21 protein-coding genes and 1 pseudogene are annotated in these 20979 nt (G+C 57.1%); 1 reads left to right on the forward strand and 21 read right to left on the reverse strand.

The window, feature by feature from the left end:
* Nucleotides 1-67 precede the first annotated feature (67 nt).
* From glmS to mnmG, 16 genes are all read right to left on the reverse strand, one after another.
* Nucleotides 68-1900 carry a glutamine--fructose-6-phosphate transaminase (isomerizing) gene (gene glmS, locus HNO86_RS03715; protein ID WP_175375679.1) on the reverse strand — a complete coding sequence of 611 codons (1833 nt, stop codon included), beginning with the start codon at nucleotides 1898-1900 and terminating at the stop codon, nucleotides 68-70.
* 1 nt (nucleotide 1901) lies between these two features.
* Complete coding sequence (locus HNO86_RS03720; protein WP_175375680.1) at nucleotides 1902-2678, reverse strand: DeoR/GlpR family DNA-binding transcription regulator; 777 nt, start codon at nucleotides 2676-2678, stop codon at nucleotides 1902-1904.
* Nucleotides 2679-2886: 208 nt separating this feature from the next.
* A complete protein-coding gene (gene glmU, locus HNO86_RS03725; RefSeq protein WP_175375681.1) occupies nucleotides 2887-4254 on the reverse strand; it encodes a bifunctional UDP-N-acetylglucosamine diphosphorylase/glucosamine-1-phosphate N-acetyltransferase GlmU in 1368 nt (455 codons plus the stop codon).
* Between the two features lie 113 nt (nucleotides 4255-4367).
* Complete coding sequence (locus HNO86_RS03730; protein ID WP_007969909.1) at nucleotides 4368-4793, reverse strand: F0F1 ATP synthase subunit epsilon; 426 nt, start codon at nucleotides 4791-4793, stop codon at nucleotides 4368-4370.
* Nucleotides 4794-4838: 45 nt separating this feature from the next.
* Nucleotides 4839-6215, reverse strand: coding sequence for a F0F1 ATP synthase subunit beta (atpD, locus tag HNO86_RS03735; RefSeq protein ID WP_175375682.1), 1377 nt, complete (start codon nucleotides 6213-6215; stop codon nucleotides 4839-4841).
* A gap of 27 nt (nucleotides 6216-6242) precedes the next feature.
* A complete protein-coding gene (gene atpG, locus HNO86_RS03740) occupies nucleotides 6243-7103 on the reverse strand; it encodes a F0F1 ATP synthase subunit gamma (RefSeq protein ID WP_175375683.1) in 861 nt (286 codons plus the stop codon).
* A 50-nt stretch (nucleotides 7104-7153) separates the two neighbouring features.
* The gene (atpA, locus tag HNO86_RS03745; protein WP_175375684.1) at nucleotides 7154-8698 is read right to left on the reverse strand and encodes a F0F1 ATP synthase subunit alpha; all 1545 of its coding nucleotides are present in this window, start codon (nucleotides 8696-8698) and stop codon (nucleotides 7154-7156) included.
* A 21-nt stretch (nucleotides 8699-8719) separates the two neighbouring features.
* Nucleotides 8720-9256, reverse strand: coding sequence for a F0F1 ATP synthase subunit delta (locus tag HNO86_RS03750; RefSeq protein WP_175375685.1), 537 nt, complete (start codon nucleotides 9254-9256; stop codon nucleotides 8720-8722).
* 12 nt (nucleotides 9257-9268) lie between these two features.
* A complete protein-coding gene (locus tag HNO86_RS03755) occupies nucleotides 9269-9739 on the reverse strand; it encodes a F0F1 ATP synthase subunit B (protein ID WP_175375686.1) in 471 nt (156 codons plus the stop codon).
* 58 nt (nucleotides 9740-9797) lie between these two features.
* A complete protein-coding gene (gene atpE / locus HNO86_RS03760; protein ID WP_003097235.1) occupies nucleotides 9798-10055 on the reverse strand; it encodes a F0F1 ATP synthase subunit C in 258 nt (85 codons plus the stop codon).
* 135 nt (nucleotides 10056-10190) lie between these two features.
* Nucleotides 10191-11060 carry a F0F1 ATP synthase subunit A gene (atpB, locus tag HNO86_RS03765; RefSeq protein WP_175375687.1) on the reverse strand — a complete coding sequence of 290 codons (870 nt, stop codon included), beginning with the start codon at nucleotides 11058-11060 and terminating at the stop codon, nucleotides 10191-10193.
* A gap of 16 nt (nucleotides 11061-11076) precedes the next feature.
* Nucleotides 11077-11484 (reverse strand): F0F1 ATP synthase subunit I, encoded by a 408-nt coding sequence (locus HNO86_RS03770; RefSeq protein ID WP_175375688.1) that lies wholly within the window; start codon nucleotides 11482-11484, stop codon nucleotides 11077-11079.
* 148 nt (nucleotides 11485-11632) lie between these two features.
* Nucleotides 11633-12505 carry a ParB/RepB/Spo0J family partition protein gene (locus HNO86_RS03775; RefSeq protein WP_175375689.1) on the reverse strand — a complete coding sequence of 291 codons (873 nt, stop codon included), beginning with the start codon at nucleotides 12503-12505 and terminating at the stop codon, nucleotides 11633-11635.
* Nucleotides 12506-12514: 9 nt separating this feature from the next.
* On the reverse strand, nucleotides 12515-13312 hold the full coding sequence (locus HNO86_RS03780; RefSeq protein ID WP_110965646.1) for a ParA family protein: 798 nt from the start codon (nucleotides 13310-13312) through the stop codon (nucleotides 12515-12517).
* An 18-nt stretch (nucleotides 13313-13330) separates the two neighbouring features.
* The gene (rsmG, locus tag HNO86_RS03785; RefSeq protein ID WP_175375690.1) at nucleotides 13331-13975 is read right to left on the reverse strand and encodes a 16S rRNA (guanine(527)-N(7))-methyltransferase RsmG; all 645 of its coding nucleotides are present in this window, start codon (nucleotides 13973-13975) and stop codon (nucleotides 13331-13333) included.
* The gene (mnmG, locus tag HNO86_RS03790; RefSeq protein WP_175375691.1) at nucleotides 13972-15864 is read right to left on the reverse strand and encodes a tRNA uridine-5-carboxymethylaminomethyl(34) synthesis enzyme MnmG; all 1893 of its coding nucleotides are present in this window, start codon (nucleotides 15862-15864) and stop codon (nucleotides 13972-13974) included. Before mnmG ends, rsmG begins: the two co-directional genes overlap by 4 nt.
* A 524-nt stretch (nucleotides 15865-16388) precedes the next feature.
* Between mnmG and HNO86_RS03795 the strand changes: the two are divergent.
* Nucleotides 16389-16712, forward strand: a pseudogene (locus HNO86_RS03795) (TonB-dependent receptor domain-containing protein); the annotation flags it as partial.
* Between the two features lie 45 nt (nucleotides 16713-16757).
* Here HNO86_RS03795 and mnmE read toward each other — a convergent pair.
* From mnmE to rpmH, 5 genes are all read right to left on the reverse strand, one after another.
* A complete protein-coding gene (mnmE, locus tag HNO86_RS03800; protein ID WP_175375692.1) occupies nucleotides 16758-18128 on the reverse strand; it encodes a tRNA uridine-5-carboxymethylaminomethyl(34) synthesis GTPase MnmE in 1371 nt (456 codons plus the stop codon).
* A gap of 79 nt (nucleotides 18129-18207) precedes the next feature.
* Nucleotides 18208-19887 carry a membrane protein insertase YidC gene (gene yidC / locus HNO86_RS03805; RefSeq protein WP_175375693.1) on the reverse strand — a complete coding sequence of 560 codons (1680 nt, stop codon included), beginning with the start codon at nucleotides 19885-19887 and terminating at the stop codon, nucleotides 18208-18210.
* A gap of 2 nt (nucleotides 19888-19889) precedes the next feature.
* Nucleotides 19890-20135 (reverse strand): membrane protein insertion efficiency factor YidD, encoded by a 246-nt coding sequence (gene yidD / locus HNO86_RS03810; protein ID WP_003213574.1) that lies wholly within the window; start codon nucleotides 20133-20135, stop codon nucleotides 19890-19892.
* Nucleotides 20128-20529: a ribonuclease P protein component gene (gene rnpA, locus HNO86_RS03815; protein WP_372242509.1), complete on the reverse strand. Its 402-nt coding sequence runs from the start codon at nucleotides 20527-20529 to the stop codon at nucleotides 20128-20130. Before rnpA ends, yidD begins: the two co-directional genes overlap by 8 nt.
* Nucleotides 20530-20545: 16 nt before the next feature.
* Nucleotides 20546-20680, reverse strand: a complete 135-nt coding sequence (gene rpmH, locus HNO86_RS03820) for a 50S ribosomal protein L34 (protein ID WP_003213577.1) — start codon at nucleotides 20678-20680, stop codon at nucleotides 20546-20548.
* Nucleotides 20681-20979 lie beyond the last annotated feature (299 nt).

Below are 20979 nucleotides of genomic sequence, written 5' to 3' on the forward strand. Positions count from 1 at the left end.
GACAGTTTTTATTCCCACGCGACAGTTTTTATTCTCTAATTTCAGGGTTCGATCAACTGTGGATAACTTATTCCACAGTCACAGATTTCGCCAGGTTGCGTGGCTGGTCAACGTCGGTGCCCTTGAGCACGGCCACGTAGTACGACAGCAACTGCAGCGGGATGGTGTAGAGGATAGGCGACAGGATGTCGTGGATGTGCGGCATGTTCACCACATGCGTGCCCTCTCCATTGGTCATGCCGGCCTTCTCGTCGGCGAAGACGATCAGCTCGCCACCGCGGGCGCGGACTTCCTGAAGGTTGGACTTCAGTTTTTCCAGCAGCTCGTTGTTCGGGGCAACCGTCACGACCGGCATGTGGTTATCCACAAGTGCCAACGGGCCGTGCTTCAGCTCTCCTGCCGGATAGGCTTCAGCGTGGATGTAGGAGATTTCCTTGAGCTTGAGCGCACCTTCCATTGCCACCGGGAATTGCGCGCCGCGCCCGAGGAACAGCGTGTGGTTTTTCTCGGCGAACAGCTCGGCGATTTTTTCAACAGTACCATCCATGGCCAGCGCTTCGCCCAGGCGGCTCGGCAGGCGACGCAGTTCTTCGACCAGAGTGGCTTCAACGCCGCTGGCCAAGGTACCGCGAACCTGACCCAAGGACAGAGTCAGCAGCAACAAGCCTACCAGTTGAGTGGTGAAGGCTTTGGTCGATGCCACGCCGATTTCGCGACCGGCCTGGGTCAGCAGGGTCAGGTCGGACTCACGCACCAGAGAGCTGATGCCGACATTGCAGATGGCCAGGCTGGCGAGGAAGCCCAACTCTTTGGCGTTACGCAGCGCGGCCAGGGTGTCGGCGGTTTCGCCGGACTGGGAGATGGTGACGAACAGGGTGTCCGGTTGTACCACCACCTTGCGATAGCGGAACTCGCTGGCGACTTCGACCTGGCACGGGATACCGGCCAGTTCTTCGAGCCAGTAACGCGCGACCATGCCGGCGTGGTAGCTGGTGCCGCACGCGACGATCTGAACATTGCGCACTTTGGCGAACAGCTCGGCGGCCTGTGGACCAAAAGCCTGTACCAGCACCTGGTTCGGGCTCAGGCGACCTTCCAGGGTGCGTTGCACCACGGACGGCTGCTCGTGGATTTCCTTGAGCATGTAGTGACGGAACTCGCCTTTGTCAGCGGCTTCCGCACCATCGCTGTACTGCACCATCTTGCGTTCAACCGCCTTGCCGTTCACGTCCCAGATCTGCACGCTGTGGCGGCGAATCTCGGCGATATCGCCCTCCTCCAGGTACATGAAGCGGTCGGTAACCTGACGCAGAGCCAGTTGGTCGGACGCCAGGAAGTTCTCACCCAGGCCCAGACCGATCACCAGCGGGCTGCCGCTACGGGCTGCGACCAGGCGATCAGGCTGACTGGCACTGATGACCGCCAGGCCGTAGGCGCCATGCAGATCCTTGACGGTGGCCTTCAGGGCTTCGGTCAGATCAGGCTGATCCTTGAGTTTGTGGTTCAGCAGGTGTGCGATGACTTCGGTATCGGTGTCCGAAGTGAATACATAGCCCAGCGCCTTGAGTTGCTCACGCAGCGCTTCGTGGTTCTCGATGATGCCGTTGTGCACGACCGCCACGCCTTCGGAGAAATGCGGGTGTGCGTTGCGCTCGCAAGGGGCGCCGTGGGTGGCCCAACGGGTGTGGGCGATGCCCAGGCGACCGACCAGCGGCGATTGCTCCAGCGCTTGTTCCAGCTCACTGACTTTGCCTGGACGACGGGCGCGCTCGAGCTTTTCTTCATTGGTGTAAACGGCCACGCCGGCACTGTCATAGCCGCGGTATTCGAGACGCTTCAGGCCTTCGACCAGGATGGCGGTGATGTTACGTTCTGCGACTGCGCCAACAATTCCACACATGTTACTTCTCCTGACTGACAGCCGCGCAAATCAGATTGATACCGCGGGCCTGTATTTGATCGCGGGCCTCGATGGGCAGGCGATCGTCCGTAATGAGGGTATGGACACTGCTCCAGGGCAGCTCCAGGTTGGGAATCTTGCGACCGATCTTGTCGGCCTCCACCATCACCACCACTTCCCGGGCAACTTCGGCCATGACGCGGCTCAGCCCCAGCAGTTCGTTGAAGGTGGTTGTACCGCGAACCAGATCGATTCCATCGGCACCGATGAACAACTGATCGAAGTCGTAGGAGCGTAGTACCTGCTCGGCAACCTGCCCTTGAAATGACTCCGAATGCGGATCCCAGGTTCCACCGGTCATCAGCAGCACGGGCTCGTGCTCGAGCTCGCTCAGGGCATTGGCGACGTGCAGGGAATTGGTCATCACCACCAGACCCGGTTGTTGACCGAGTTCGGGAATCATCGCGGCGGTCGTGCTGCCGCTGTCGATGATGATCCGCGCATGCTCGCGAATCCGCGTGACCGCGGCCCGGGCGATGGCTTGCTTGTATCTGGAGACCGGCTGACCGATATCGGCCACCAGTTCCTGAGGCATGGTGATCGCGCCGCCATAACGACGGAGCAGCAAACCATTGCTTTCGAGTGCGGCCAGATCCTTGCGAATCGTAACTTCTGAAGTTTCGAAACGTTTGGCCAGTTCATCCACACTCACTTCGCCCTGCTCGTTGAGCAAGGCAAGGATGTTGTGCCGACGTTGAGGTGTGTTGCGCTTCGACATGAGGAAGATAAGTTTCGTTTCGAAAGTTAACAGAGCCAATCAAAACCTATCAGTGAAACTTCGTCAAGCGTGGTGCGATAAAAAGATCTTTGGATAAAACGTTCGCGGGCAAGTCTCACGCCTACCTCTCACTGTAGGAGCGAGGCTTGCCCGCGAATCGCTTTGATCAGCCTGTGAATAACTTCATCCATTCACAGCTGTGGACAACTCAGCCCTTTTTAACCTTCTCAGGCCGTTTCCAGCCATCGATGTTCTTCTGCCGAGCACGACCCACCGCCAACTGATCTTTATCCACATTCTGCGTAATGGTCGAACCTGCCGCGGTGGTTGCGCCAGAGGAGATATCCACAGGCGCTACCAACGAGTTGTTGGAACCGATGAAAACGTCTTCACCCAGCACCGTTTTCCACTTATTCACACCATCGTAGTTGCAGGTGATGGTGCCGGCGCCGATGTTGGTACGCGCACCGATCTCGGCATCGCCCAGATAAGTCAGGTGACCGGCTTTGGCGCCTTCACCCATGTGCGCGTTTTTCAGTTCGACGAAGTTACCCACATGGGCGCGAGCTTCCAGTACGGTACCCGGGCGCAGACGCGCGAACGGACCGGCATCGCTGTTCTCGCCCAGAATGGCGCCTTCGATGTGGCTGTTCGCCTTGATCACCACGCCTTTGCGAAGGGTGCTGTCCTTGATCACGCAGTTCGGGCCGATCACCACGTCGTCTTCGATGACAACTTTGCCTTCGAGGATCACGTTGATATCGATCAGTACGTCGCGGCCGACGGTCACTTCACCGCGGATGTCGAAGCGTGCCGGGTCGCGCAGGGTCACACCTTGTGCCATCAAACGGCGACCGGCGCGCAATTGATAGTGACGCTCAAGTTCGGAAAGCTGCTTGCGATCGTTGGCGCCCTGCACTTCCATTGCATCGTGGGGTTGTTCGGTGGCCACCACCAGACCGTCCTTGACCGCCATTTCGATCACGTCGGTCAGGTAGTACTCACCCTGCACGTTGTTGTTCGACAGGCGACCGGTCCAGTCAGCCAGGCGATCGGCAGGTACCGCGAGGATACCGGTGTTGCCTTCCTTGATAGCGCGTTGAGCTTCGGTGGCGTCCTTGTGTTCGACGATGGCGGCAACCTTGCCGTCCGCGCCGCGAACGATTCGGCCGTAACCGGTGGCATCGTCCAGTTCGACGGTCAGCAGGCCCATCTGTGTTGGGGTAACCAGTTTGAGCAGGCGTTGCAGGGTTTCGACTTCGATCAGCGGAACGTCACCGTACAGAACCAGCACGGTGTCGGCTTCGATGAAAGGAACCGCCTGGGCGACGGCGTGGCCGGTACCCAGTTGTTTGTCCTGAAGGACGAAATTCAGATCGTCAGCAGCCAGGCGCTCACGCACGGCATCGGCACCGTGGCCGATCACTACGTGAATGCGCTGTGGATCAAGTTGCCGGGCGCTGTGGATAACATGACCGAGCATCGAATTGCCGGCAATCGGATGCAAAACCTTCGGCAAGGACGAACGCATGCGCGTGCCTTGGCCAGCAGCGAGAATTACGATTTCAAGAGACATGACTGGCTACCAATCCTGGGTGGTCAGCGGCTGCGACCAAAGTGAAGAAAACCGGAAAAGAAAAAAGGGTAGCCGAGGCTACCCTTTTTAATCAATCACACAACAAGCACGACTTAGTGGCCGAACTTCTTGCGGATCTGCTGGACGGTGCGCAGCTGCGCTGCAGCCTCGGCCAGACGTGCGGCTGCGGAGCCGTAATCGAATTCCGCGCCACGCTCATGCAAGGCCTTCTCGGCAGCCTTAACGGCTTCCTGAGCGGAGGCTTCGTCCAGGTCGGCAGCACGTTGCACGGTGTCGGCAAGAACCTTGACCATGTTCGGCTGAACCTCGAGGAAACCACCGGAGATGTAATACACCTCCTCTTCCCCGCCCTGCTTGACCAGGCGGATCGGACCTGGCTTCAGATTAGTGATCAGCGGCGCGTGACCCAGAGCGATACCAAGATCACCCAGTGCACCGTGCGCAATCACCATCTCGACCAGACCGGAAAAGATTTCTCCTTCCGCGCTGACGATATCGCAATGGACTGTCATAGCCATCTGATTGCCTCAACCTAAATTAGCGCCCGTTGCCGGGCGCCGGGATTACAGTTTCTTGGCTTTCTCGATCGCTTCTTCGATGCCGCCAACCATGTAGAACGCTTGTTCTGGCAGATGGTCGTAGTCACCGTTGAGGATGCCTTTGAAGCCAGCGATGGTGTCTTTCAGGGAAACGTATTTGCCTGGAGAACCAGTGAAGACTTCAGCCACGAAGAACGGCTGCGACAAGAAACGCTGGATCTTACGAGCACGGTTTACCAACTGCTTGTCGGCTTCCGACAGCTCGTCCATACCCAGGATCGCGATGATGTCCTTCAGTTCTTTGTAACGCTGCAGAACGTACTGTACACCGCGAGCGGTTTCGTAGTGCTCGTTGCCGATCACGTTCGGGTCCAGCTGACGCGAAGTCGAGTCCAGTGGGTCTACCGCTGGGTAGATACCCAGGGAAGCGATGTCACGGGACAGTACGACGGTGGCGTCCAGGTGGGCGAAGGTGGTCGCTGGCGACGGGTCAGTCAAGTCGTCCGCTGGTACGTATACGGCCTGGATCGAAGTAATCGAACCTTGCTTGGTCGAAGTGATGCGCTCTTGCAGCACGCCCATCTCTTCAGCCAGGGTCGGCTGGTAACCTACTGCCGAAGGCATACGGCCCAGCAGTGCGGATACTTCGGTACCGGCCAGGGTGTAACGGTAGATGTTGTCGACGAACAGCAGAACGTCGTTACCTTCGTCACGGAACTTCTCGGCCATGGTCAGGCCGGTCAGAGCAACGCGCAGACGGTTTCCCGGCGGCTCGTTCATCTGGCCGTACACCAGTGCCACTTTGTCCAGAACGTTGGAATCCTTCATCTCGTGGTAGAAGTCGTTACCCTCACGAGTACGCTCACCCACACCGGCGAACACGGAATAACCGCTGTGCTCGATGGCGATGTTACGGATCAGTTCCATCATGTTTACGGTTTTGCCTACACCGGCACCACCGAACAGACCAACCTTACCACCCTTGGCGAACGGGCAAACCAGGTCGATAACCTTGATGCCGGTTTCCAGCAGGTCGTTGCCGCCTGCCTGCTCTGCGAACGACGGCGCAGCGCGGTGGATACCCCAACGCTCTTCGGTGTCGATCGGGCCAGCTTCGTCGATCGGGTTGCCCAATACGTCCATGATCCGGCCCAGGGTCGCTTTACCGACCGGTACGGAGATGGCTGCGCCAGTGTTGCTGACGTCCAGACCGCGCTTCAAGCCTTCGGTGGAGCCCATCGCAATGGTACGAACCACGCCGTCGCCCAGCTGCTGCTGAACTTCGAGAGTGGTTTCGGCGCCTTGAACCTTCAAGGCGTCGTAGATGCTCGGTACGCTGTCGCGTGGGAATTCCACGTCGATAACGGCGCCGATGATTTGAACGATACGTCCGCTACTCATAGCTGGATCCTCTGAATATTTGAACCGTTAAACCGCGGCAGCGCCGCCGACGATTTCCGAGATCTCTTGGGTGATCGCAGCCTGACGCGCCTTGTTGTAGACCAGCTGCAATTCGCTGATCAAATCACCGGCGTTGTCGGTAGCGTTCTTCATCGCGATCATCCGCGCAGCTTGTTCAGCCGCGTTGTTCTCGACCACCGCCTGGTAGACCTGCGACTCCACGTAACGCACCATCAGGCCGTCAAGCAGCTCTTTGGCGTCCGGTTCGTAGAGATAGTCCCAGTGGTGCTTGAGGTCTTGATCCGGGGTTGCCACCAATGGAATCAACTGCTCCACGGTTGGCGTTTGCGTCATGGTGTTGATGAACTTGTTGGACACCACGGACAGGCGGTCAATACGGCCGTCCAGGTAGGCATCCAGCATCACCTTGACGCTGCCGATCAAATCGTTGATCGACGGCTCTTCACCCAGGTGACTGATAGCTGCGACGACGTTACCGCCGAAGTTGCGGAAGAAAGCCGCACCCTTGCTACCAACCACACACAGATCGATCTCGACGCCGTTTTCACGGTTTACCGCCATGTCCTTGACCAGAGCCTTGAACAGGTTGGTGTTCAAGCCACCACACAGACCACGGTCACTGCTCACTACGACATAACCGACGCGCTTTACTTCGCGGTCGATCATGAACGGGTGACGATATTCCGGGTTGGCGTTGGCCAGATGACCAATAACCTGGCGGATGCGCTCCGCATAAGGACGGCTAGCAGCCATGCGCATTTGTGCCTTGCGCATTTTGCTGACCGCCACTTTTTCCATGGCGCTGGTAATTTTTTGCGTGCTTTTGATGCTCGCAATCTTACTGCGAATCTCTTTTGCGCCTGCCATGTAACACCTATCAGGTTAGCAAGCGGGGGCCTTGCGGCCCCCGCTGCGGCTTACCAGGTTTGGGTGGCCTTGAACTTCTCGATACCGGCTTTGAGGCCAGCGTCGATTTCGTCGTTGAAATCACCCTTCACGTTGATCTTCGCCATCAATTCGGCGTGATCGCGGTTGAAGTAAGCAATCAGCGCTTGTTCGAAGCTGCCGACTTTGGCGTTTTCAACGTCAGTCAGGAACCCACGCTCAGCGGCATACAGCGACAGCGACATGTCGGCGATCGACATTGGCGCGTATTGCTTCTGCTTCATCAGCTCGGTTACGCGCTGACCATGCTCAAGTTGCTTACGGGTCGCTTCGTCCAGGTCAGAAGCGAACTGGGCGAATGCCGCCAGTTCACGGTACTGAGCCAGAGCGGTACGGATACCACCGGACAGCTTCTTGATGATCTTGGTCTGAGCGGCACCACCCACACGGGATACCGAAACACCGGCGTTCACTGCAGGGCGGATACCCGAGTTGAACATGGCCGATTCCAGGAAGATCTGACCGTCGGTGATGGAAATCACGTTGGTCGGAACGAACGCGGAAACGTCGCCAGCCTGGGTTTCGATGATCGGCAGTGCGGTCAGGGAACCGGTTTTGCCGGTCACTGCGCCGTTGGTGAACTTCTCTACGTACTCTTCCGAAACGCGGGATGCGCGCTCCAGCAGACGGGAGTGGAGATAGAACACGTCGCCTGGGTAAGCTTCACGTCCTGGTGGGCGGCGCAGCAGCAGGGAAATCTGGCGGTAAGCCACTGCTTGCTTGGACAGATCGTCATAAACGATCAGCGCGTCTTCACCGCGGTCGCGGAAGTATTCGCCCATGGTGCAACCGGAGTACGGTGCCAGGTATTGCAGTGCAGGAGATTCCGAAGCACTGGCAGCCACGATGATCGTGTTGGCCAGGGCGCCGTTTTCTTCCAGCTTGCGAACAACGTTGGCGATGGTCGATTGCTTCTGACCGATTGCAACGTATACGCAGAAAATGCCGCTGTCTTTCTGGTTGATGATCGCGTCGATCGCCAGAGCGGTTTTACCGATCTGACGGTCACCGATGATCAGCTCACGCTGGCCACGGCCGACAGGGATCATGGCATCGACAGCCTTGTAGCCAGTCTGTACAGGCTGGTCTACCGACTTACGCCAGATCACGCCTGGAGCAACTTTCTCGACCGCGTCGGTCTCGGTGTTGTTCAGCGGACCTTTGCCGTCAACTGGGTTACCCAGTGCGTCGACTACGCGACCCAGCAGTTCCTTACCAACCGGAACCTGCAGGATGCGGCCTGTGCACTTGGCGCTCATGCCTTCAGCCAGACTGGTGTATGCGCCCAGTACAACGGCACCTACGGAGTCTTGCTCCAGGTTGAGGGCCATACCGTAGACGCCGCCCGGAAACTCGATCATCTCGCCGTACATGACGTCGGCCAGACCGTGAATCCGCACGATGCCGTCAGATACGCTGACGACAGTGCCTTCGTTACGGGCTTGGGAGGTCACATCGAGCTTGTCGATGCGGCCCTTGATAATTTCACTAATTTCGGAAGGATTGAGTTGCTGCATTGCTCTGCTGCCCCTTCAAACTCAAGATTTCAATGCTTCGGCAAGTTTCGCGATTTTGCCGCGAATCGAGCCATCGATAACCAGGTCGCCGGCGCGGATGACAACACCACCAATAAGGGAGCTGTCTTCCTCGACTTGCAGGCGCACTTCCCGGTTGAGTCGTGCACTGAGAACCTTGGCGAGTTTGTCTTGCTGTTCTTGGTTCAATGCAAAAGCACTGGTCACTTCAACGTCTACCGACTTCTCTTGCTCGGCCTTGTACAGGTCGAACTGAGCGGCAATCTCCGGCAACAGCGAGAGACGGTCGTTTTCGGCAACGACGTGAATGAAGTTCTGCACTTTTACATCAAACTTGTCGCCGCACACGTCAATGAACGTGGCGGCCTTTTCTGCGCTCGTCAGTCGCGGGGCCTTGAGCACGCGCTGCATGGTGTCGTCTTGCGACACCGCTGCTGCCAGGCCGAGCATGGCTGACCAATTGGCCAGTTGCTGGTGGGCCTGAGCGTGCTCGAAGGCCGCCTTAGCGTAAGGTCGGGCCAACGTGGTCAGTTCTGCCATGATCGCCCTCGCTTAGATTTCAGCAGCCAGTTTGTTAACCAGCTCTGCGTGCGCGTTTTGATCGATTGTGGCACCCAGGATCTTCTCAGCACCACCAACGGCCAGGCTACCCACTTGGGCGCGCAGCGCGTCTTTGACACTGTTCAGTTCCTGTTCGATCTCGGCCTGAGCCTGAGCCTTCACACGGTCAGCTTCGACGCGAGCCTGTTCACGGGCTTCGTCGACAATCTGGCTACCGCGTTTCTTGGCTTGCTCGATGATTTCAGCTGCCTGAGCTTTCGCTTCGCGCAGTTGCTGACCCGCTTTTTCTTGGGCCAACTCCAGGTCGCGAGCTGCTCGGCTGGCAGCGTCCAGACCATCAGCGATCTTCTTCTGACGTTCGTGCAGAGCCGCGATGACCGGAGGCCATACGAACTTCATGCAGAACAGTACAAAAATCAGGAACGCAACGGACTGGCCAATCAGGGTCGCATTAATGTTCACGCCAACACCTCGCAGTTACGTTGTCCATCACACCAAATTACCCGGAAGATCCGAGTAATTAGCCAGCGATTTGACCAACGAACGGGTTCGCAAAGGTGAAGAACAGAGCGATACCAACACCGATCATGGTTACGGCGTCGAGCAGACCGGCAACGATGAACATTTTAACTTGCAGCATTGGAACCATTTCTGGCTGACGCGCTGCGCCTTCCAGGAACTTGCCGCCCAGCAGGCCGAAACCAATTGCGGTACCCAGTGCGCCCAGGCCGATCAACAGTGCAACAGCGATAGCGGTTAGACCAACTACAGTTTCCATCTTTCCTCCCGACTTTTACGTCGTATGGTTTAGGTTTTTTTAATTTAAAGCGGTAAAACAAATCGTTTCGTAGGCCCCGTTAAAGGCCCCCCTCTCGTTTGACCGAGAGGGACATCAGACTAGTCGAAACTGGTCTTAATGGTTTTCTTCGTGCGCCATCGACAGGTAGACGATGGTCAGCATCATGAAGATGAATGCCTGCAGGGTGATGATCAGGATGTGGAACACAGCCCACGCCCACTGCAGAACAACGCCCAGGCCGCTGAGCCAGAGCAGACCGCTGCCGAACATCACAGCGATCAGGATAAACACCAGCTCGCCGGCATACATGTTGCCGAACAGACGCAGAGCCAGAGAGATTGGTTTGGCGATCAGGGTCACGAATTCCAGCAGGAAGTTCACCGGGATCAGCAGGGCCTGAACGAAGATGTTCTTGCTGCCGAACGGGTGCAGGGTCAGTTCGCCGATGAAGCCGCCGATGCCCTTGACCTTGATGCTATAGAAAATGATCAGTGCGAAAACCGAGAACGCCATGCCCAGGGTCGCGTTCGGGTCGGTAGTCGACACGGCGCGGAACGGGATGTGGTGGTCACCGGAGATCAGGATGGCCAGCTGAGGAATCCAGTCGACCGGTACCAGGTCGACGGCGTTCATCAGGAAGACCCAGACGAAGATGGTCAGTGCCAGCGGTGCAATCACCGGGCTACGGCCATGGAAGCTGTCTTTCACGCTGCCATCGACGAATTCGACCAGTACTTCAACGAAGTTCTGCAGAGCGCCTGGTTGACCGGAAGTCGCTTTCTTCGCCGCCATGCGGAAAAGGAAAACGAAGATCAGACCCAGTGCGATCGACCAGCCGAGAGTATCGACGTGGAAAGCCCAGAAGCCCATTTCCTTGGCTTCTGCTGCGGTGTGGGCAAAGCCCCAGCCGCCGGTAGGGTGCTGACCGAAAGTCAGGTTCTGCAAGTGGTGCTGGATATAGCCCGAAGCCGTTGTTTCTGCCATGGTTGCCTCAAACGCCCTAAGGTCTCGAAAGTCTTGTTCTCATCAGCAGGGGAGCGAACCAGCTGACCGACTGGGTCAGCACGAAGGCACCGAATACTGCAATCGGCGCCAATGGCTTCACACCTGCAAACACCAGTGCAAACAGCACTGCCGTCAAAATCAATTTCCCTGCCTCGCCGGCATAAAACGACCGGACGATGGACTGGGCTGCTCTGGCGCCGGAAAACCGAAATGCCTTGTGAGCGAAATAAACATTGGGCAGCAAGGCTATCAGGCCTCCGCAAAGTCCCGAATATCCGGCGACGACTCCGTACCATTTCCAAAGCGCCAAAGAGGCGATGAGTAAAACGATAAGTTGGGCCATCAGCACCGGAAAAACTGCCAGGCGATGGAACGGCAAGCGGTTTGGCGTGCGGGTTTCCATCACTTTTGCTCTCCAATGGTCGGCTGCCGAAATTCAATAACTTGGCATAATTTGTGCCGACAAAATGCGCGCAGAGTATAGGGGCGGTTTGGCCCCTATTCAACTGTCAGGTAGTGATTTCCGACTGCGCGCTACATGAGGAAATGTTTCAGCGGATATGAGCGAGGACGCCCTGAAGTTCATCCAGAGAGTTGTAACCAATCACCAACTGACCCTTTCCCTTCTTCCCGTGGCGAATCTGCACCGCAGAGCCTAGGCGCTCGGCCAGACGCTGCTCCAGGCGAGCAATATCCGGGTCCGGTTTTGCGGCTTCGACGGGCTCCGGTTTGCCACTCAACCACTGGCGAACCAGTGCTTCAGTTTGGCGCACGGTCAGTCCGCGTGCGACAACATGTCGCGCCCCTTCAACCTGTTGATTGTCCGGCAAACCGAGCAATGCACGGGCATGACCCATTTCCAGGTCGCCATGGGACAACATGGTCTTGATGACTTCCGGCAGCGAGATCAGGCGCAGCAGGTTGGCCACGGTCACCCGCGACTTGCCGACGGCTTCGGCAACCTGTTGCTGAGTCAACTGGAATTCCTGCTGCAAGCGCTGCAGGGCGATGGCTTCCTCGATCGGATTGAGGTCTTCGCGCTGGATGTTCTCGATCAGCGCCATGGCGATCGCGGTTTCATCCGGCACATCACGGACCATGGCCGGAATGGTTTCCTGCCCGGCTTGCTGACTCGCGCGCCAGCGACGTTCACCGGCGATGATTTCATAACGACCGCTGCCAATGGGGCGGACCACGATCGGTTGCATGACGCCCTGGGCCTTGATCGACTGCGCCAACTCTTCCAGCGCCTGCGAATCCATGTCGCGTCGCGGTTGATATTTGCCACGCTGGAGCAGATCCAGCGGCAAATGCTGCAACTCGCGGTGATCGGCTTGCGCGGCCTGTTCTTCCAGCGAGCTGATGGTCGGACCACTCAGCAGTGCATCCAGTCCTCGTCCGAGACCTCGTTTCTTGACGGCCATGGGGATTCCTTAAGTTGCCTGAGCGGCGGCGATGCGTGAATTTTTGCGCTGACGGCGCACCATTTCGCCGGCCAGAGCCAGGTAGGCGACGGCACCGCGGGAGGCCTTGTCATAGGCCAGCGCCGGCATGCCGTAGCTTGGGGCTTCGGCCAATCGGATGTTGCGCGGAATGACGGTGTCGTAGAGCTGGTCACCGAAGTGTTCCTTGAGCTGCGCCGACACATCGTTCATGAGGCTCAGGCGCGGGTCGTACATCGTCCGCAGAAGGCCTTCGACCTTCAGGTCCGGATTGAGCAGTTCAGAGATGCGCTTGATGTTATCCACAAGGTCGCTCAGACCTTCGAGTGCAAAGTATTCGCACTGCATGGGGATAATCACCCCGTCGGACGCGACCAGGGCGTTCAGCGTCAGCATCGACAGCGACGGTGGGCAGTCGATCAAAATGTAATCGTAGTTTTCGCGGATTGGCGCCAATGCGCTGCGCAGACGGCTCTCCTTCATCTGCATTTCCAGCAGAACCACTTCGGCCGCGGTCAGGTCGCGGTTGGCGGGCAGCAGCTGATAACCGCCGTGCTCGGAAAAATGCATGGCCTGGGCCAGATCGCATTCGCCGATCAGCAGGTCATAGACCGAGTTTTCCAGGCCATGTTTATCCACACCGCTACCCATGGTGGCGTTGCCCTGTGGATCGAGATCGATCAACAGCACCCGGCGCTTGGTCGCGACGAGCGATGCTGCGAGGTTGATGCAGGTGGTGGTCTTGCCCACACCACCCTTCTGGTTCGCAATCGCGAATACCTTAGCCATTCTTGCTTGTGTTCCCAATCATGCCGTGCGGCGCAGTATCAGCAGATGGCGTTGGCCTTGGCAACCGGGTACGGCCAGGGCGTGTTCGCTATCGAGGTGGAAATCTGTCGGCAATGCTACCAGTTCATCGGCGGGATGAACGCCCTTCATTGCCAGCCAGCGTGTATCGGCGTCGCCGAGGTGACGAGTCCAGTTGGTGAAGTTTTCCATGCTGCTGAAAGCGCGGGAAATGATCCCGTTGAATGGCTGGGCAGGCTGGAACGCTTCGACGCGACTGTGGGTAACTTGCAGGTTATCCAGCTTGAGCTCGAGTTTGACCTGGGTCAGGAACCGGGTTTTCTTGCCGTTGCTGTCAAGGCAGGTCACTTGCGACTCGGGAAACAGGATGGCCAGCGGGATGCCGGGCATGCCGCCGCCACTGCCCACGTCCAGCCAGCGACCGTTTTCGATGAATGACATCACGCTCAGGCTGTCGAGCAAATGGCGCGACACCATTTCGTCCGGATCACGCACGGCGGTCAGGTTGTAAGCCTTGTTCCATTTAATCAACAGGGCCAGATAACCCAGCAGCTGAGCATGCTGGTCTTCCGTCAGCGTGACACCCAGTTGGCGAGCGCCTGTGGATAACTCTTCGGCATGTTGCGAGGTGACCAACGAACTCAAGCGCTTTGCTCCAACTGACGGCCAGCGCCGCGTTTTTTCAAATGAATCATCAACAGCGAAATGGCTGCCGGAGTAACGCCCGGGATACGCGACGCCTGGCCCAGAGTCTCGGGACGGGTCGCACCGAGCTTGCTCTGGATCTCTTTGGAGAGACCGGAAATGCTCGTGTAATCGATATCCACAGGCAGTTTCGTGTCTTCGCTGGCGCGCAGACGGGCGATTTCATCCTGTTGACGGTCGATGTAACCGGCGTATTTGGTCTTGATTTCGACCTGCTCGGCGACCTGTGGATCTTCCGCGCCTTCACCGGTCACGGCGATGAGACCAGCGTAGTCGATTTCCGGACGGCTCAAGAGGTTGAGCAAGTTGTATTCGTGGGTCAGCGGGGTGCCGAATTTTTCGGCAATCGCATCACCCTGCGCGGTGCCCGGGCGAACCCAGGTACTTTTCAGGCGCTGCTCTTCGAGAACGATGCCTTCGCGTTTCTTGCTGAACGCCGCCCAACGCTCGTCATCGACCAGACCCAATTCGCGACCTTTTTCGGTCAGACGCAGGTCGGCGTTGTCTTCGCGAAGAATCAGACGGTACTCGGCACGCGAAGTGAACATGCGGTACGGCTCTTGGGTACCCAGGGTAATCAGGTCGTCGACTAATACGCCGATGTAGGCTTCATCGCGACGCGGACACCAGGCGTCTTTGCCTTGTGCACGCAGCGCGGCGTTGGTTCCGGCCAGCAAACCCTGGGCGCCGGCTTCTTCGTAACCGGTGGTGCCGTTGATCTGACCGGCAAAGAACAGACCGCCGATCACTTTGGTTTCCAGGCTGTACTTCAGGTCCCGCGGATCGAAGTAATCGTATTCGATGGCGTAGCCTGGACGCACGATGTGCGCGTTCTCCATGCCGCGGATCGACTGGACGATCTGCAATTGCACGTCGAACGGCAGCGATGTGGATATTCCGTTCGGATACAGCTCGTTGGTCGTCAAACCTTCCGGCTCGATGAAGACCTGATGGCTTTCCTTGTCGGCAAAGCGATGGATCTTGTCTTCGATCGACGGGCAGTAACGCGGGCCGATACCTTCGATGACGCCGGAATACATCGGCGACCGATCAAGGTTGGCGGCAATGATTTCGTGGGTGCGCGCGTTGGTATGGGTGATCCAGCAGCTGATCTGTTGTGGATGCAACTCTTTGGAGCCCATGAAGGACATCACCGGAATCGGTGTATCGCCCGCTTGCTCGGTCATTACCGAAAAATCCACAGAGCGAGCGTCGATACGCGGCGGGGTACCGGTTTTCAGGCGACCAACACGCAGCGGCAGTTCACGCAGACGGTGCGCGAGGGCGATCGACGGTGGATCACCGGCGCGACCACCGGAAAAATTCTGCATGCCGATGTGGATAAGTCCACTGAGGAAGGTGCCTGTGGTCAAAACCACCGAATCGGCCATGAAACGCAGGCCCATTTGCGTGACCACACCACGGACCTGGTCCTGCTCGACGATCAGATCGTCAGCGGCCTGTTGAAATATCCACAGGTTCGGCTGATTTTCCAGGATTTCGCGGATAGCCGCCTTGTAAAGAGCGCGGTCCGCCTGTGCACGGGTTGCGCGCACGGCCGGGCCTTTGCGGCTGTTCAATACGCGGAACTGGATACCACCTTTATCGGTGGCCAAGGCCATCGCACCACCCAGGGCGTCGATTTCCTTTACCAGGTGGCTTTTGCCAATCCCGCCAATCGCGGGGTTGCAACTCATGGCACCGAGGGTTTCCACGTTATGCGTCAGCAACAGGGTTTTTACCCCCATGCGTGCTGAGGCCAGTGCTGCCTCGGTACCGGCATGACCGCCGCCGATGACGATCACTTCAAAACGGGAAGGGAAATCCACCACGCACCTCGTGCCTGCTTAAGTAGGTAATTCAGGAATAGTTGGGCTCAGGTTTCTGGACCTGGCCGACAAGTATAGGGACTTCGCCCTTCCTAAAGAACCCTTTGCACAAAATTTAACCAGTTGTGGAGAAGTCGGAGTTATAGAAATTAAAAAGAGAGAAATTTATAGAATCTTTGTTTTTATGTTTATTTCTAGTGCCCCTCCTATCTGTGGATAGATTCATGCAGGCCTTTATATCCGTCGTGTACAGAGATTCATAACTCTGTGTTCATGTGCCAATGAGGTCCTTGGATAACCGACTTAAACCTGTGGATCAAAGTGACGGTTATCCACAGCGGTGGTTATATTCAGTTTTCAAGCCCTGTTATCAACCGTCCTCAGCTGCAGTTATTCACAGGGCTTAATCCACAGGAATTCGCTCGGATCATTGAAATCCGAGGCAAAAAAATTTCTCGTCCAAGGGAAAATCGTCAGCTATCGCAAAGTAAAGCCATCGAGTCCGCGCCGATGTGCTGTTCGATGGCGAGCAGCGCAACCAAGCTTCGGTGTGGGCCAAGTATCGTTTTCTTGAAAGCAGCCTCAAGGGACTGTATGTGGGCGGCGGGATTCGCTACTTCGACAGCGCATTCGCCTACACCTCGCCTTCCCTGTACGGAAAACTCGATGCTGGCGATGTCACTTTGGTGGATGCGGCCATCGGTTATCAGATCGATCGCCTTTGGACCGTGGACCTGAATGCGAAAAACCTGTTCGACAAGGAATACGTATCAGGTTGTAACGATGCGGGTCGATGCTACTGGGGTGAGGATCGCACCTTGTTAGGGTCGGTTTCCTACAACTGGTAAGTCGCAAAAAGCGAGCTGTGGATAACTTCTCCACAGCTCGCTTTATCATTTGCCAATACAGAAGCTGGAAAAGATTCGCCCGAGCAAATCATCGGAACTGAACGCACCGGTGATTTCTCCCAGGAATTGCTGCGCCTGGCGCAAATCTTCGGCCAACAATTCTCCGGCACCTGCCAGGGTCAGCTGGGAACGGCCGTGCTCAAGCGAATCACTGGCATGGCGCAAAGCCTCGAGGTGACGCCGGCGAGCACTGAAGCTGCTTTCCGACGTCTGTTCATAACCCATGCAGGCCTTGAGGTGATCGCGCAGCAGTTCCAGGCCTTCCCCTGCAGATTTAGCGCTCAGACTGATGGTGACATGGCCATCGTCGCTGACATCCAGGGCAATGGCTTCCCCGGTCAGGTCGGCCTTGTTGCGGATCAGCGTGACTTTCGCAGGGTCGGGGCGGGTTTCGAGAAACTCTGGCCACAGGGCGAAGGGGTCGAGTGCTTCGGGTGCCGTGGCATCGACGACCAGCAGGACGCGATCTGCCTCGCCGATGGCTTTCAATGCCCGCTCCACGCCAATCTTTTCCACATGATCATCGGTATCGCGCAGACCAGCGGTATCGACAACATGCAGCGGCATGCCATCAATGTGGATATGTTCGCGCAGAACGTCTCGGGTGGTGCCGGCAATTTCAGTGACGATCGCAGCTTCGCGACCGGCCAATGCATTGAGCAGGCTCGATTTGCCAGCGTTCGGACGACCGGCGATCACCACCGTCATGCCGTCGCGAAGCAACGCGCCCTGTCCGGCTTCACGGATGACTGTGGATAATTCAGCACGCACTTTGTCGAGCATGCTCAACACGTGGCCGTCGGCGAGAAAGTCGATTTCTTCTTCCGGAAAGTCGATTGCGGCCTCGACGTAGATGCGCAGGCCGATCAACTGTTCGGTGAGGTTATGCACACGTGCCGAAAAAGCACCCTGCAATGAACGCAGCGCGTTGCGCGCCGCCTGTGCAGAACTGGCTTCGATCAGGTCGGCGATGGCTTCGGCCTGGGCCAGGTCAAGTTTGTCATTGAGGAATGCGCGTTCGCTGAATTCACCGGGGCGCGCCAGACGGCAACCCAGTTCGAGACAGCGAGTGAGCAGCATATCCAGGACGATCGGCCCGCCGTGGCCCTGCAGTTCCAGCACATCTTCGCCGGTGAACGAGTTCGGTCCCGGGAAATACAGCGCGATGCCCTGGTCCAGCACTTCGTCGTTTTCACCCAGGAACGGACCATAGTGGGCAAATCGCGGCTTGAGTTCGCGACCGCTGAAGGCCTGGGCCGCAACGCTGGCCAACGGCCCGGAAATACGGACGATGCCGACACCGCCACGACCTTGAGCGGTAGCGACAGCGGCGATGGTTTCGCGGGGAGCACTCATAAACCGGTATCCAGACAAAAAAGACAGATAGCAAAACGCCCCACTAGGGGGCGTTTTGAGTGGTTATCCACAGTGTAAATCAGGCTGGAGCTTTGGTAGCCGCCTCGATCTTACGAGTGATGTACCACTGTTGGGCGATCGACAGGCAGTTGTTCACTACCCAGTACAGCACCAGACCGGCCGGGAACCACAGGAAGAAGAAGGTGAAGATGATTGGCATCAGCTTCATCACCTTGGCCTGCATCGGATCCGGTGGAGTCGGGTTCAACTGCTGCTGGATGAACATGGTTGCACCCATGATGATCGGCAGAATGAAGAACGGATCCTTGATCGACAGGTCAGTAATCCACAGCATGAACGGTGCCTGACGCATTTCCACGCTTTCCAGCAGAACCCAGTACAGCGAGAGGAAAACCGGCATCTGCACGAGGATTGGCAAGCAACCACCCAGCGGATTGATCTTCTCTTTCTTGTACAACTCCATCATGGCTTGCGACATTTTCTGCCGGTCGTCGCCATGTTGCTCTTTCAGCGCAGCCAGTTTCGGGGCCACTGCACGCATGCGCGCCATGGATTTGTAGCTGGCAGCCGACAGAGGGAAGAAAAGCCCTTTGATCAGCATGGTCAGGAAGATAATCGACCAGCCCCAGTTACCCACAATGGCGTGGATATGTTGCAGCAACCAGAAGATCGGTTGAGCGATGAACCACAGAATGCCGTAGTCGACGGTCAGTTCCAGACCTGGGGACAACTCTTTCAGCACGGCCTGGCTTTTCGGACCGGCGTACAGAATGGCGCTGGTTTCGGCCTTGGCACCCGGTGCAACGGTCAGCGATGGACCGGTGTAACCGATGATGTAGTTGCCGCGGCTGTCTTTACGGGTCTGGACGATGTTGTTTTCGCCCTTGGCCGGAATCCACGCGGTCACGAAGTAGTGTTGCAGCCAGGCAACCCAGCCACCGGTGACGTTTTCTTTCAGCGCGCCCTTGTCCATGTCCTTCATGGACACTTTCTTGTACGGCTCGGAACTTGTCCACAGGGCGGCGCCCAGGTAAGTCGCGGTGCCGGTGGCGGTGCTGGAGGAAGGATCGGAACTGGCGTCGCGCTTGAGTTGCGCGAACATCGCACCCGACCACGGTTGGGCGCTTTCGTTGTCGATCAGGTAGGTAACGGTTACGTCATACAGGCCACGTTTCAGGGTGAAACGCTTGATGTAATTGACGCCGTCCTTGCTGAACTTCAGGTCCACGACCAATTGGTCCTGACCGTCGGCCAGCTGATAAACCTTCTTCTCCGAGGAGTAAACCGGACGACCGGCAGGACTTGCGTCCGGGCCGTTGGTGCCGATCAGACCGCTCTGAGCCAGATAAGTACGCTCGTTGCCATTGTCGAACAGCTGGAAAGGAATTTCCGGATGGTCCTGGCGACGTGGATACAGCGGCAGTTTCAGCTGGGCGACATCACCACCTTGTGGATCGATGGCCAGATCCAGCACATCCGTTTTGACCTGGATCAGATCGGTGCTTGCAGCGACCGGAGTCTCGGCAGGTGCACTGGTATCGTTTGCGGCGTGTGGAATGTCGTCACTGACGGACGCTTTATTGCCAGTTGCCGTGTCCGGGAGGCCCGGGGCGGTCGTACTGGAAGCAACATTCTGAGTCGGCAGGGCAGCCTGGCCATAATCCTGGTTCCATTTAAGAACCATGACATAGGACACGATTGCCAGGGCGACGATCAGGATCGTGCGTTTGATATCCATGATTACTCGGCCATCGAAGAAGAACGGGAGGTAGGGATAGGTGGAACCGGGTCATAACCACCGGGATTCCACGGATGACAGCGACCTAAACGACGAAAGGTCAGCCAGCCACCGCGCAGAAGGCCATGATTTTCGATGGCTTCCAACGCGTAGCAGGAACAGCTGGGGTAGAAACGACAGTGATTGGCCATCAGGGGACTAATGGCGTAGCGGTAAAACTGGATCGGAACGAGTGCCAGTTTACGCATCTGGACTGTCTACCCCTACATTTTCGGTATTGACTGCAGGTACTGGCTTGCTGCGTGCCAGACGTTTCCAGAGCTTGCCGAAATGCTGAATCAATTCAGGGTTTTCTACATCGCCCAAACCTTTGCGCGCGACGATAACGATGTCCCAACCGACCAGTGAATCCTGGTTCAGGCGAAACGATTCGCGCATCAGACGTTTGAGGCGATTGCGCTCAACGGAGAGCTTTACGCTCTTTTTCCCGATTACCAGCCCGAGACGGGGGTGATCGAGATCGTTGTTGCGCGCAAGGAGCAGGAGATTTTTCCCCGGAACCTTGCCGGTAGGGGAGTCAAAGACTGCCTTGAAATGCCGGGGTGTAAGCAGACGCTTTTCCCGACTGAAGTCCTGACTCACCTCCAGTGCCGGATTATCAAACTGCCAGACGTGCGCGACCTTTGGCGCGACGACGCGACAGGACGGCACGACCGTTCTTGGTAGCCATGCGAGCACGGAAACCGTGGGTACGAGCGCGTTTGATAGTGCTTGGTTGGAAAGTACGTTTCATGTCGTGTTACCTGGTTCGTCCACAACGGGCCGGAATGGCCCCCGTTTTAAGAGACCGGGGATTCTAGAGAAAGCAAGTCCTCAGGTCAATTTCCAACCAACATTTCCTTATAAGCAGTCAGCCGCACGTTTTGCCTGCATGCCATCCATTCACTAGACATAAAAATAAAGAAGGAAAGTATTTAAAGCTTTTCTGAAAAGCTTATAAAGGCTAGGACCCTGTCCATCTGTGGATAACTGCCTTGAGGCCTTATTCGACAAGCTGTACAGAGAATGACAACTACGGTGGAAAACCGTGAC

The sequence above is a fragment of the Pseudomonas sp. C1C7 genome (assembly GCF_013359595.1).
Classification (GTDB): domain Bacteria; phylum Pseudomonadota; class Gammaproteobacteria; order Pseudomonadales; family Pseudomonadaceae; genus Aquipseudomonas.